Here is an 11558-nt window from a genome sequence, read left to right on the forward strand (position 1 = left end):
CGCGCCGCCCCGGCCCCTCACAGCACGGCCGTCCCGATGAGCGCGTCGCGCCGGACCAGCCCCGCGAGGGCGGCCTCGTCGAGATGTTCCGTTCCGGCGGGCCGCATGGGGAGCACCAGGTAGCGGGTCTCCGAGGTGGAGTCCCAGACCGTGATGCGGGTGGTGTCCGGGAGGCGGACGCCGAACTCCTCCAGGACCGCGCGCGGTTCGCGGACGACGCGGGAGCGGTAGGCCTCGCTCTTGTACCAGCCGGGGGACGGGCCCAGCAGCCGTACGGGGTAGCACGAGCAGAGCGTGCAGACGACGACGTTGTGCGTGTCGGGGGTGTTCTCGACGACGCGCAGCCGCTGCGGCTGGACGCCGCCGGCGGAGTAGCCGAGCTCGGCGACGGCGGAGGTGCCGTCGGCGAGGAGCCTGGCCCGGAAGTCCGGGTCGGTCCAGGCCCGGGCGACGATCTTCGCGCCGTTCACCGGCGACGCGCCCGACAGGAACGCGTCGAGGGCCTCGTCGAGTGCGGTGTCCGCGATGAGGCCGCGGTCCTCCAGGAGGGTTTCGAGACGCCGTACCCGTCGGGAGATCTCGGCGTCGGTGTGCTGACCGGTCATGACTGGTCGTCCTCCAGATAGCTCTCGAACAGGTCGAGGACCACGTGGTGGTCGCCCTCGCCCCACAGCTCACGGGCCGCGAAACGCACCGCGTAGACCTGCTCCAGCGGGGCGTCGCCGCGCCCCTGGGCGTTCCGGTCGGCCAGGAGCGCGCGGCCCTCGGGTTCGACGACGGTCCCGCGCTTGCCCCGGGCGTACCGCGGCAGCCGGGTGTGGTGCGTCGGATCGTGGTGCACGGTGCGCACCCGCGCCCCGGCCCGGAAGGGGTCAGTCATCGAGCTCGCCCGCCTCGATCACGCCCTTGCGCTCCAGGAGCGTACGGATCGCGAAGAACCAGCGTTCGTAGTACGACGCCGCGAGGTATTCGGCCGGCGCCATGGACTCGATCGCGTCGCGGAACTCGTCGAGGTTGTAGACCTTGCCCGCGATCAGCGTGCAGTTGAGCGCGAAGACCCGGGCCTCCCAGTCGGCATGGAAGGGCTCGCTCTCGTCCGCGGTGTCGATGGGCCCGAAGCCCTGCATTCCGCCGACGTCGTTGATCCTGGCCATACGACGACGATATCCCCGTACGGCAACGCCGCGCGGCCCCACGGTTCAGGGCCGTGGGGCCGCGGGCGGACCGGACCGGAGCCGGTGCGGTGTACAGGTTTCAACCGGTGCTGCTTACAGGTTTCCGCGCTTCTCCTGCTCGCGCTCGATCGCCTCGAAGAGCGCCTTGAAGTTGCCCTTGCCGAAGCCCATCGACCCGTGCCGCTCGATGATCTCGAAGAAGACGGTCGGCCGGTCCTGGACCGGCTTGGTGAAGATCTGCAGCAGATAGCCGTCCTCGTCGCGGTCCGCGAGGATCTTCAGCTCACGCAGGGTCTCGATCGGCACCCGTGTGTCGCCGACCCACTCGCCGAGCGTGTCGTAGTACGAGTCCGGCGTGTCCAGGAAGCGCACCCCGGCCGCGCGCATGGTGCGCACGGTGGCGACGATGTCGTTCGTGGCGAGCGCGATGTGCTGGACGCCGGCGCCGCCGTAGAACTCCAGGTACTCGTCGATCTGCGACTTCTTCTTCGCGATCGCCGGCTCGTTGATCGGGAACTTCACCTTCAGCGTGCCGTCCGCGACGACCTTCGACATCAGCGCCGAGTACTCGGTCGCGATGTCGTCGCCGACGAACTCCTTCATGTTGGTGAAGCCCATGACCTTGTTGTAGAAGGCCACCCACTCGTTCATCCTGCCGAGTTCGACATTGCCGACGCAGTGGTCGATGGCCTGGAAGGTCCGCTTGGCCGGGGGCTCGACGATCGGGTCGGCGGCGACGAAGCCGGGCAGGTACGGGCCGTCGTAACCGGACCGGTCCACGAGGGTGTGGCGGGTCTTGCCGTACGTGGCGATGGCGGCGAGGACGACGGTGCCGTGCTCGTCCTTGACCTCGTACGGCTCCTCGATGCCGCGGGCGCCGTGCTCGGTCGCGTAGGCGTAGGCGGCGCGGGCGTCCGGCACCTCGATGGCCAGGTCGACGACGCCGTCGCCGTGCTCGGCGACGTGCTCGGCCAGGAAGCGGCCCCGGTCGGTGGCCTGCTTGATGACGGAGGTGAACACGAAGCGGGCGGCGCCGTTGGTGAGGACGTACGAGGCGGTCTCACGGCTGCCGGTCTCGGGGCCCGCGTAGGCGACGAGCTTCATGCCGAAGGCCGTGGAGTAGTAGTGCGCGGCCTGCTTGGCATTGCCGACGGCGAAGACGACCGCGTCCATTCCCTTCACCGGGAAGAGGTCGGCCTGCCGGGCGGTGTCGGGGGTGTGTCCCAGGGTCTCAGTCATGGCGGCAGACTCCCGCCGATCCACAAGCTGCGCAATAGTTTGTGTATCGGCTGGGCAATGTGCTCGGTCGCAGTCCGATTTGTTCGGGCGATCTGTACAGGATGACTACTGGGGAGGCTGCTGTGGCGATCGATCATCTGGACGGCCGGCTCATCGTGCTGCTCGCACGGGAGCCGAGGATCGGGGTGCTGGAGGCCTCCCGCAGGCTCGGGGTGGCGCGCGGCACCGTCCAGGCGCGGCTGGACCGGCTTCAGTCGAACGGAGTCATCCGCGGATTCGGGCCCGACGTCGACCCGTCGGCCCTCGGCTATCCCGTCACCGCGTTCGCGACGCTGGAGATCAAGCAGGGTCAAGGCGCCGACGTACGAGCCCACTTGGCCTCCGTCCCCGAGGTGCTGGAGCTGCACACGACGACGGGTCACGGCGACATGCTCTGCCGGCTCGTCGCCCGCTCCAACGCCGACCTTCAGCGGGTGATCGACCGGGTTGTCGGTTTTGATGGCATCGTGCGGGCGTCGACGGCGATCGTGATGGAGAACCCCGTGCCCCTGCGGATCATCCCGCTGGTGGAACAGGCCGCGCAGGACGCCGGCTGACGCGAGCAGGGACCGAGGTGACGGCGGATGAGCTTCTGGGAGTACCTGGTCACGGCCCACCAGCAGCTGCTCACCGACACCTACCAGCACGCCAGCGTCGTCTTCCAGTGCATGGTGATCGCCACCGTGCTGGGCGTCCTGATCGGCCTGGTCACGTACCACAGCGGCTGGGGCGGGAATCTCGCCATGACCACGACGGCGATGATCCTCACCATCCCCTCGCTCGCCCTGATCGGTCTGCTGATCCCGGTGGTGGGCCTGGGCGTGCCGCCGACCGTGATCACGCTGACGCTGTACGGGCTGCTGCCCATCGTCCGCAACTCGATCGTCGGGCTGCGGGGCGTGGACCCCTCGCTGGTGGACGCGGCCAAGGGCATCGGGATGTCCCCCATGGGCCGACTGCTGCGGATCGAGCTGCCGCTCGCGTGGCCGCCCATCCTCACCGGCATCAGGGTCTCCACCCAGATGCTGATGGGCATCGCCGCGATCGCCGCGTACGCCTCGGGGCCGGGGCTCGGCAACGAGATCTTCCGCGGGATCGCCTCGCTGGGCAGCGCCAACGCGCTGAACCAGGTGCTCGCGGGCACGCTCGGCATCGTCATCCTCGCCCTGCTCTTCGACGCCGCGTACGTCGGGCTCGGCAGGCTCACCATTGCGAGGGGGATCCGTGCCTGAGTCCTCCGGAGCCGCGATCGAGCTGCACGAGCTGACCAAGCGCTACCCGGGCAACCCCAACCCGGCCGTCGACAACGTCTCGATGGAGATCAAGGCCGGTGAGACGGTCATCTTCGTCGGGCCCTCGGGCTGCGGGAAGTCCACCACACTGAAGATGATCAACCGGCTGATCGAGCCGACGTCCGGACGGATCAGGATCGGCGACGAGGACGTCACCGACATGGACCCGGTGAAGCTGCGCCGCAACATCGGGTACGCGATCCAGGCCTCGGGCCTCTTCCCGCACATGACGGTCGCGGAGAACATCGCCCTCGTACCGAAGATGGCCGGCTGGTCGAAGCCGAGGGTGCGGGAGCGGGTCGAGGAGATGCTCGATCTGGTGGGGCTCGATCCGCGCGAGTTCCACGGGCGCTATCCGCGGCAGCTGTCGGGCGGGCAGCAGCAGCGGGTGGGCGTGGCACGGGCGCTCGCGGCCGATCCGCCCGTGCTGCTGATGGACGAGCCGTTCGGGGCCGTCGACCCGATCACCCGGGACCACCTCCAGGACGAGCTGATCCGGCTGCAGCACGAACTGCACAAGACGATCGTGTTCGTCACCCACGACTTCGACGAGGCGATCAAACTCGGCGACCGGATCGCGGTGCTGCGGGAACGCTCGCACATCGCCCAGTTCGACACCCCGGAGGCGATCCTCACCAACCCGGCCGACGACTTCGTCTCCGGGTTCGTGGGCGCGGGAGCCGCCTTGAAACGGCTCAATCTGACCCGGGTACGGGACGTCGAGGTGGCGGACTTCCCGACGGTCGGCGTGGACGACCCGCTCCAGTCGATCTTCAACAAGCTGCGGCTGAGCACCCACAACGAGCTGCTGATGCTGGACCGGCGCGGCCGGCCGTACAAATGGCTGCGGCGCGGCGACCTGATGCGGGCCAAGGGTTCACTGGCGCGCGCGGGCCAGCTGGTGCACGACACCGTCACCCGGGACGCCACGCTGCACGACGCGCTGGAGGCGGTGCTCATCGACAGCGGCGGGCGGGTCGCGGTGACCGGCCGGCGCGGCGAGTACATCGGCGTCGTCGACATGGAGACGCTGATGAACTCGGTGCACGAGATGCTGGAGGCGGACCGGCTGGCCGCCATCGAGCACCAGCACCAGCTGGAGGAGCTGCGCCACCACAGGACCGAGCAGGAGCTGGAGGGTGGTGGGTGAGCACGTGAACACCGCGTCCCCCGAGCGCCCTCCCGGAGAGCACGACGTCAAGGGCCATGCCTTCCGCGACGAGGAGGAGGAGCCGGCACCGCCGCCGCGGGTGCCCGCGCGCCGGATCACCTGGCGCAAGCTGGTGGTGATGCCGGCCGTCCTCGTCCTCGTGCTGCTGGCCACGTATCTGTGGATCAGCAACGTCCAGCTCGACACGATCGCCCAGAACTCCCTGGCCGGCGGCAACGTACCGCTCCGCACCTGGCAGAGCGTCAAGCTCACCGCGATCTCCACCTTCTGGGTGCTGATCATCGCCATTCCCCTGGGCATCGCGCTGACCAGGCCCGGACTCTCCCGGGCCGCACCGCTGTTCACCGCGCTCGCCAACATCGGCCAGGCGACCCCGGCGATCGGGCTGCTCGCGCTGCTGGTGATCTGGCTGGGCATCGGCCCGTCCACCGCGATCATCGGCATGGTCGTCTACGCCGTGCTGCCGGTGCTCGCCAACACGGTGGCCGGTCTGAAGGCGATCGATCCCCAGCTGGTGGAGGCCTCGCGCGGGATCGGCATGTCCGCGGCGGGGACGCTGACCAGGGTCGAACTTCCGCTGGCCGTACCGCTGATCCTCGCGGGGGTGCGGACGGCGCTCGTGCTGAACGTGGGCACGTCGACGCTGGCCACGTTCGTCGGTGGCGGGGGCCTCGGCGACCTCATCACCTCGGGGATCCAGACCCAGCGGATGCCGGTGCTGATCCTCGGCTCGGTGCTGACGGTGGCCCTCGCCCTGCTGGTGGACTGGCTGGCCTCGCTGGTCGAGCTGATGCTGACGCCACGCGGACTGGAGGCGGGCTAGATGCGCGGGCGCGGACGGTCGCTGCGGACCGCGCTGGCCGGCTGCGCGCTGCTGCTGCTGGCCGCGCCGGCGGGACTCGCGGGCTGCGGGCTCAAGAGCGGTTCGCCGCTGGTGGACGACGTGAAGCCGGGATCGGTCGGCCAGGGGCAGCCGCTCAAGGGCGCCTCGCTGACGGTCACGTCGAAGAACTTCAGCGAGAACATCATCCTGGGCTCGATGATCGGGCTGATCTTCAAGGCGGCGGGCGCGGAGGTCCTGGACCGTACGAACCTGCCGGGGTCGATCAGCGCGCGCGAGGCGATCGTCAACGGCGACGCGGACGCGATGTACGACTACACGGGCACGGCCTGGATCACGTACCTGGGCCATCAGGAGCCGATCGTGGACCCGTACCAGCAGTGGCTGGCGGTACGTGACGCGGACCGCGGGCACGGCGTCGTCTGGCTGCCCGCCTCCACCCTCGACAACACCTACGCGCTGGCGATCAGTCAGAAGAACAACGCGAAGTACGGGCTGAAGACGCTGTCCGACGTGGCGGCCCTGTCGCACAAGGACCCGTCGGCGGTGACGCTCTGCGTGGAGAACGAGTTCGCCTCGCGCGAGGACGGACTGCCGGGCATGGAGAAGGCGTACGGCATGAACATCCCGGCCGCCAACATCCGGAAGATGGACGCCGGGATCATCTACACCCAGGTGTCGGCGTCGGATTCATGCCTGCTCGGCGAGGTGTACACGACCGACGGCCGGATCAAGGCGATGAACCTGATCACCCTGGAGGACGACAAGCACTTCTTCCCCAACTACAACGCGGCGCCGGTGCTGCACCGGGCGACGTACGAGAAGTACCCCGACATCGCGAAGCTGCTGGACCCGCTCAGCAAGAAGCTCAACACCGAGGTCGCGCAGGACCTCAACGCGAAGGTGGACGTGGCGGGGCAGGATCCGCACACGGTGGCGAAGGAGTGGCTGATCCAGGAGGGGTTCATCAAGGAGGGCTGAGCGTGAGGGACACGTCCCCGGACCCGCGAGTCAGCACTGCGGGACCTGTCCGACCGGGAGTCAGCACTGCGGGACCTGTCCGACCGCGAGTCAGCACTGCGGGACCTGTCCGCCCTTCTCCAGCGCCCTGAGCGAGGACACCGCGTCCTTCAGCTCCGTGACCGGGATCAGCCGCAGCCCGTCGGGGAGTTCGGCCTCGGCGGCGTCGCACTCGGCCTTCGGGACCAGGAACACGGTCGCTCCGTCGCGGGCCGCGGCCTGGGTCTTCAGGGCCACACCGCCGACCGCGCCCACCTTGCCGTCGGCGTCGATCGTTCCCGTACCGGCGACGGTGCGGCCGCCGGTGAGATCGCCGCCCGCGCCGTCGCCGTCGAGCTTGTCCACGATGCCGAGCGAGAAGAGCAGCCCGGCGCTGGGGCCGCCCACGTCGGCGAGGTTCAGGCCGACCTTCACGGTGTCCGGGTCCTTCTTGAGGTAGCCCAGGGCAGCCTGCACCGCGCTGTTCTGGGACTTCACCATCTCCGCGGTGTTGTGCTTCTCGATCTGCTCGTCGGACTGCCCGGAGGGGTAGACGACGTCGTGCGGGAGCACGGCGCGGTCGGCACGGATCCACGCGTCCAGGACGTCCCCGAAGTCGACGTCGACCGACGGCCCGGTCGCCACGATCGTCGTCATCCGCAGCTGTCCGTCGGTCTTCCGCACGGGCGCCCCGGAGATCGTGATCACCGGTTTCCCCTTGTCCGCCCCCAGCACATTGGTGGTCTGCCCGGGCTGGGCCACGGTGAACGGCAGCGGCGCGAGACCCGCGACCGCGAGCAGCGCGACGACCGGCACGGCGCAGACGGCGAGAGCCCAGGGGCGCGAGAGACGAGAGAGGCGTGAGAACACGGTGTCAATGTATCGGTCCGCCCGGGAGGCCAGGACCGGGGTCACGCGTGGGGGTCGCGGGCGAGGATCACGGGCGGGGATCACGGGCGAGGGTCACGGGCGGGGGGAGCCTTCGTGGGTCAGAGGGGAGCCTTCGTGGGTCAGCGGAGGGCGTCCGCGACCTCGCGGGCCGCGTCGACGACGCGGGGGCCCACGCGTTCCGGCACGGAGTCGGCCAGCATGACGACACCGACGCTGCCCTCTATGCCGGTCACGCCGATCAGCGGTGCGGCCGCGCCGCTCGCGCCCGCCTCGAGTTCGCCGTGGGTGAGGGTGTACGCGGGCTCGGTCAGACCGCCCTGCCGGGCGGCGAGGATGGCCTTGCCCGCGGCGCCGCGGTCCAGCGGGTGGCGGAACCCGGCCCGGTACGCCACGTGGTAGTCCGTCCAGGTCGGCTCCACGACCGCGACCGCGAGCGCCTCCGCGCCGTCGACCAGCGTCAGATGGGCCGTCGCGCCGATGTCCTCGGCGAGCGAACGCAGCGCGGGCAGCGCCGCCTCCCGTACGAGCGGATGCACCTGCCGTCCGAGGCGGAGCACGCCGAGCCCGACCCTGGCCCGGCCACCCAGGTCACGGCGGACCAGGGCGTGCTGCTCCAGGGTGGCGAGCAGACGGTAGACGACGGTCCGGTTGACGCCGAGCCGGTTGGACAACTCGGTGACGGTGAGCCCGTGGTCGGTGTCGGCGAGCAGCTTGAGGACACGCAGTCCCCGGTCGAGCGTCTGGGAGGTCTCCGCGGTCACGACGCCCTCTCCTTCGAGGTGAGTGACGGCGACGCTCTCAGGAGGCCAGCGGCACCGGTCCCATCGGCGACGCACGGAGAGGCCGCCGGCAGGCCATGGCACACCGGCTGCGCTCCGCGGCGGCGCTGCCACGGGGCGTTTCATTGCGGTGGAATTTAGCGACCTGGTCCGCTCAGCGGAAGACCTCGTCCAGAATCCGGGCGTCACGGGCGCGAGGCACCCGCCATCGGGATGCATGTCCGGACGACAGGCGATCTGGGCCGATACGTACCTCTTCAGCCTCTGCCGAAGAGGTGTTCCTGGACCGGTCGGTACGGCGGGAAGGCCGGTACGGAAGCACCGGTACCGGTAGGTAGGGCGAGAAGGCACCTGGGCGCGGGCGGCCCGCGCTCAGGGTCTGACGGGCCGTGGGCTCAGGATCTGGCGGGCCGTCAGCTCACGCCGCGTCAGGCGCTCAGCGCATGCGCGTGGCCCACTCCTGCACCTTCTTGATCCGCTCCCGGATCTGCCCCGCCGTCGCCTCCGCGCTCGGCGGCCCTCCGCAGACGCGCCGCAGCTCGGTGTGGATCACGCCGTGCGGCTTGCCGCTCTGATGGACGTATGCGCCGACCATCGTGTTCAGCTGCTTCCTCAGCTCCAGCAGCTCCTTGTGCGAGACCACCGGACGCCGCTCCGCGGGCAGCTCCAGCAGGTCCGCCTCCTCGTCCGGCTTCTTGCGGCTGTGCGCGATCTGACGCGCCTGCCGCTTCTGGAGGAGCATCTGCACCTGGTCCGGTTCCAGCAGCCCGGGGATGCCGAGGTAGTCCTGCTCCTCCTCGCTGCCCGGGTGCGCCTGCATGCCGAACTCGGCGCCGTTGTACATCACCCGGTCGAAGACGGCGTCGGACTCCAGCGCCTCGAAGGGCAGCATGTCCTGTTCGCCGGTGTCCTCGTCCTCCTGCTTGTTCGCCTCGTCCATCTCCTTCTCGGACTCGGCGTAGGGGTCCTCCTCCCCCTCCTTCTTCGGCCGGTCGAGCACATGATCACGCTCGACCTCCATCTCGTTCGCGAAGCCGAGCAGCATCGGGATCGTCGGCAGGAACACGGACGCGGTCTCGCCGCGCCGCCTCGACCGTACGAAACGGCCCACCGCCTGGGCGAAGAAGAGCGGCGTCGAGATGGTCGTGGCGTACACGCCCACCGAGAGCCGCGGGACGTCGACGCCTTCGGACACCATCCGGACGGCGACCATCCAGCGGTCCTCGTTCTCGCTGAACTCGTCGATCCGCTTCGACGCGCCCGCGTCGTCGGACAGCACGACGGTCGCCTTCGTGCCGGTGATCTCCCGGATGAGCTTGGCGTACGAGCGCGCCGAGTCCTGGTCGGAGGCGATGACGAGGCCGCCCGCGTCCGGAATGGCCTTCCTGACCTCGGTCAGCCGCTGGTCGGCGGCGCGCAGCACGTTCGGCATCCAGTCGCCGCGCGGGTCGAGCGCGGTCCGCCACGCCTGCGAGATCGCGTCCTTGGTCATCGGCTCGCCGAGCCGCGCGGCGATCTCGTCCCCGGCCTTGGTGCGCCAGCGCATGTTGCCGCTGTAGGACAGGAAGATCACGGGCCGGACGACGCCGTCGCCGAGGGCGTTCCCGTAGCCGTACGTGTAGTCGGCGGAGGACCGCCGGATCCCGTCGTTGCCCTCCTCGTACGTGACGAAGGGGATGGGGTTCGTGTCGGAGCGGAAGGGCGTACCGGTGAGCGCGAGCCGACGCGTGGCCGGTTCGAACGCCTCCAGGCACGCCTCGCCCCACGACTTGGAGTCACCGGCGTGGTGGATCTCGTCGAGGATGACGAGGGTCTTGCGCTGCTCGCTGCGGTTGCGGTGCAGCATCGGACGTACGCCGACACCGGCGTACGTGACGGCGACGCCGTCGTACTCCTTGCTCAGCGGACCGGCGCTGTAGTCCGGATCCAGCTTGATGCCTATCCGCGCCGCCGCGGCGGCCCACTGCTTCTTCAGATGCTCGGTCGGCGCGACCACGGTGATCTGCTGCACGACATGGTGGTGCAGCAGCCAGGACGCGAGGGTCAGCGCGAACGTCGTCTTGCCGGCCCCGGGGGTCGCGACCGCGAGGAAGTCACGGGGCTGCTCCTGGATGTACTTCTCCATCGCGCCCTGCTGCCAGGCGCGCAGCTTGCCGGCCGTACCCCAGGGGGCCCGGCCGGGAAAGGCAGGTGAGAGGTGGTGGGAGGCGGTAGTAGTCACGGTCTCCGGTTCGAGGCAGGGGCTACGGCGTTACGTACGACAACCGGGCCACCCTACCGGTGCGACCGCTCCGGGACGGGCGTCATCGGGCCATGGCGGACGGGGTTGAGACCCGGCTCACAGCCCGCGCCGTCGGCTCACAGCGTGCGCAGTACCGCCCGGCTCACAGCGTGCGCAGCACCGCCCGACTCACAGCGTGCGCAGTACCGCCCGGCTCACAGCGTGCGCAGCACCGCCCGACTCACAGCGTGCGCAGTACCGCCCGGCTCACAGCGTGCGCAGCACCGCCCCGATCGTCGCCGGATCGGTCAGCTCGCCCGCGGCCACGGAGACGACCAGGTCGTACGCCCGGTCCTGGTCGATGCCCGCGGGATCGGAGCCGTTGAGGGCGAGGAAGACGGCGGTCGACAGCCAGGCCGTGCGCTTGTTGCCGTCGACGAACGGGTGGTTCGCGGCGATGGCGTGCAGCAGCGCGCCGGCCTGCTCGTACAGGTCCGGGTACGCGGCGACTCCGTACATCCGCGAGCGCGGCCGGTGCACCGCGGACTCCAGCAGACCGCCCGCGCGCAGCTCCGGCGGATGACCGCCGAAGGCGATCCGGGCGATGCCGGTCACCTCGCTCACGGTGAGATGACGCGTCTGGGTGGTGGTCTGGTGGGTCATTCGCCGAGCCTCCTCAGCAGCCCCGCGTGCTGCTGCGCCAACCGTCCGGCCAGCGCCTCCAGCCGGTCGTTCTGCACCCGCAGATAGTGGTGCACCGCATCGTGCGCGAGCTCCTCCGCGGCCCGGTCCTGTGCGTCCGCGAGATCGTGCAGCGCGTCGCGTTCGGCGTCGGTGAGGATGATCGTGAGCTCATGCATGGCCCGATGCTAAGCGCGCCCCCGCCGCACCGCGCGGCGAATTCCACGCGA

Annotated in this window: 14 protein-coding genes; 5 read left to right on the forward strand and 9 right to left on the reverse strand. The window is 70.0% G+C overall.

Translation table 11 applies throughout. The features are described 5' to 3' along the window. Positions 1 to 17: 17 nt before the first annotated feature. From nthA to hppD, 4 genes are all read right to left on the reverse strand, one after another. The gene (gene nthA / locus OG766_RS13090) at positions 18 to 605 is read right to left on the reverse strand and encodes a nitrile hydratase subunit alpha (RefSeq protein ID WP_266373777.1); all 588 of its coding nucleotides are present in this window, start codon (positions 603 to 605) and stop codon (positions 18 to 20) included. Continuing rightward, a complete protein-coding gene (locus OG766_RS13095) occupies positions 602 to 880 on the reverse strand; it encodes an SH3-like domain-containing protein (RefSeq protein ID WP_323137236.1) in 279 nt (92 codons plus the stop codon). Before OG766_RS13095 ends, nthA begins: the two co-directional genes overlap by 4 nt. Continuing rightward, positions 873 to 1154, reverse strand: coding sequence for a hypothetical protein (locus OG766_RS13100; protein WP_323137235.1), 282 nt, complete (start codon positions 1152 to 1154; stop codon positions 873 to 875). The genes OG766_RS13095 and OG766_RS13100 overlap by 8 nt, the downstream gene beginning before the upstream one ends. Before the next feature lie 114 nt (positions 1155 to 1268). Then, a complete protein-coding gene (gene hppD, locus OG766_RS13105) occupies positions 1269 to 2414 on the reverse strand; it encodes a 4-hydroxyphenylpyruvate dioxygenase (RefSeq protein ID WP_266373776.1) in 1146 nt (381 codons plus the stop codon). A gap of 122 nt (positions 2415 to 2536) precedes the next feature. Between hppD and OG766_RS13110 the strand changes: the two genes are divergently transcribed. The 5 genes from OG766_RS13110 to OG766_RS13130 are packed head-to-tail and all read left to right on the forward strand — an operon-like array spanning position 2537 to position 6738. Beyond that, positions 2537 to 3010, forward strand: coding sequence for an Lrp/AsnC family transcriptional regulator (locus tag OG766_RS13110; protein WP_266373775.1), 474 nt, complete (start codon positions 2537 to 2539; stop codon positions 3008 to 3010). 27 nt (positions 3011 to 3037) lie between these two features. After that, on the forward strand, positions 3038 to 3685 hold the full coding sequence (locus OG766_RS13115) for an ABC transporter permease (RefSeq protein ID WP_266373774.1): 648 nt from the start codon (positions 3038 to 3040) through the stop codon (positions 3683 to 3685). Continuing rightward, the gene (locus OG766_RS13120) at positions 3663 to 4895 is read left to right on the forward strand and encodes a betaine/proline/choline family ABC transporter ATP-binding protein (RefSeq protein ID WP_323137234.1); all 1233 of its coding nucleotides are present in this window, start codon (positions 3663 to 3665) and stop codon (positions 4893 to 4895) included. Before OG766_RS13115 ends, OG766_RS13120 begins: the two co-directional genes overlap by 23 nt. Next, the gene (locus OG766_RS13125) at positions 4885 to 5739 is read left to right on the forward strand and encodes an ABC transporter permease (RefSeq protein WP_443045487.1); all 855 of its coding nucleotides are present in this window, start codon (positions 4885 to 4887) and stop codon (positions 5737 to 5739) included. The genes OG766_RS13120 and OG766_RS13125 overlap by 11 nt, the downstream gene beginning before the upstream one ends. Continuing rightward, the gene (locus OG766_RS13130; RefSeq protein WP_266373772.1) at positions 5740 to 6738 is read left to right on the forward strand and encodes a glycine betaine ABC transporter substrate-binding protein; all 999 of its coding nucleotides are present in this window, start codon (positions 5740 to 5742) and stop codon (positions 6736 to 6738) included. Between the two features lie 90 nt (positions 6739 to 6828). On the opposite strand, the gene OG766_RS13135 is transcribed toward OG766_RS13130, so the two are convergent. The 5 genes from OG766_RS13135 to OG766_RS13155 form a co-directional block, all read right to left on the reverse strand. Beyond that, positions 6829 to 7626 (reverse strand): S16 family serine protease, encoded by a 798-nt coding sequence (locus OG766_RS13135; protein ID WP_266373771.1) that lies wholly within the window; start codon positions 7624 to 7626, stop codon positions 6829 to 6831. 140 nt (positions 7627 to 7766) lie between these two features. Next, complete coding sequence (locus OG766_RS13140) at positions 7767 to 8408, reverse strand: IclR family transcriptional regulator (protein WP_266373770.1); 642 nt, start codon at positions 8406 to 8408, stop codon at positions 7767 to 7769. A gap of 454 nt (positions 8409 to 8862) precedes the next feature. Then, positions 8863 to 10647: a DEAD/DEAH box helicase gene (locus tag OG766_RS13145; RefSeq protein ID WP_266373769.1), complete on the reverse strand. Its 1785-nt coding sequence runs from the start codon at positions 10645 to 10647 to the stop codon at positions 8863 to 8865. A 267-nt stretch (positions 10648 to 10914) separates the two neighbouring features. Continuing rightward, entirely contained in the window at positions 10915 to 11310 is a 396-nt protein-coding gene (locus OG766_RS13150) for a type II toxin-antitoxin system death-on-curing family toxin (protein ID WP_266373767.1), read from the reverse strand. Further along, positions 11307 to 11507 (reverse strand): hypothetical protein, encoded by a 201-nt coding sequence (locus OG766_RS13155; protein ID WP_266373766.1) that lies wholly within the window; start codon positions 11505 to 11507, stop codon positions 11307 to 11309. Before OG766_RS13155 ends, OG766_RS13150 begins: the two co-directional genes overlap by 4 nt. Between the last annotated feature and the right edge of the window lie 51 nt (positions 11508 to 11558).

It is taken from the genome of Streptomyces sp. NBC_00259 (assembly GCF_036181745.1).
GTDB classification, from domain to species: Bacteria; Actinomycetota; Actinomycetes; order Streptomycetales; family Streptomycetaceae; genus Streptomyces; species Streptomyces pratisoli.

Bases quoted from the DNA above. Each gene is read 5' to 3' on its own strand.
- OG766_RS13150 (WP_266373767.1), bottom strand. From the start codon at position 11,310: ATGACCCACCAGACCACCACCCAGACGCGTCATCTCACCGTGAGCGAG.
- hppD (WP_266373776.1), bottom strand. From the start codon at position 2,414: ATGACTGAGACCCTGGGACACACCCCCGACACCGCCCGGCAGGCCGAC.
- nthA (WP_266373777.1), bottom strand. From the start codon at position 605: ATGACCGGTCAGCACACCGACGCCGAGATCTCCCGACGGGTACGGCGT.
- OG766_RS13115 (WP_266373774.1), top strand. From the start codon at position 3,038: ATGAGCTTCTGGGAGTACCTGGTCACGGCCCACCAGCAGCTGCTCACC.
- OG766_RS13100 (WP_323137235.1), bottom strand. From the start codon at position 1,154: ATGGCCAGGATCAACGACGTCGGCGGAATGCAGGGCTTCGGGCCCATC.
- OG766_RS13130 (WP_266373772.1), top strand. From the start codon at position 5,740: ATGCGCGGGCGCGGACGGTCGCTGCGGACCGCGCTGGCCGGCTGCGCG.
- OG766_RS13155 (WP_266373766.1), bottom strand. From the start codon at position 11,507: ATGCATGAGCTCACGATCATCCTCACCGACGCCGAACGCGACGCGCTG.
- OG766_RS13095 (WP_323137236.1), bottom strand. From the start codon at position 880: ATGACTGACCCCTTCCGGGCCGGGGCGCGGGTGCGCACCGTGCACCAC.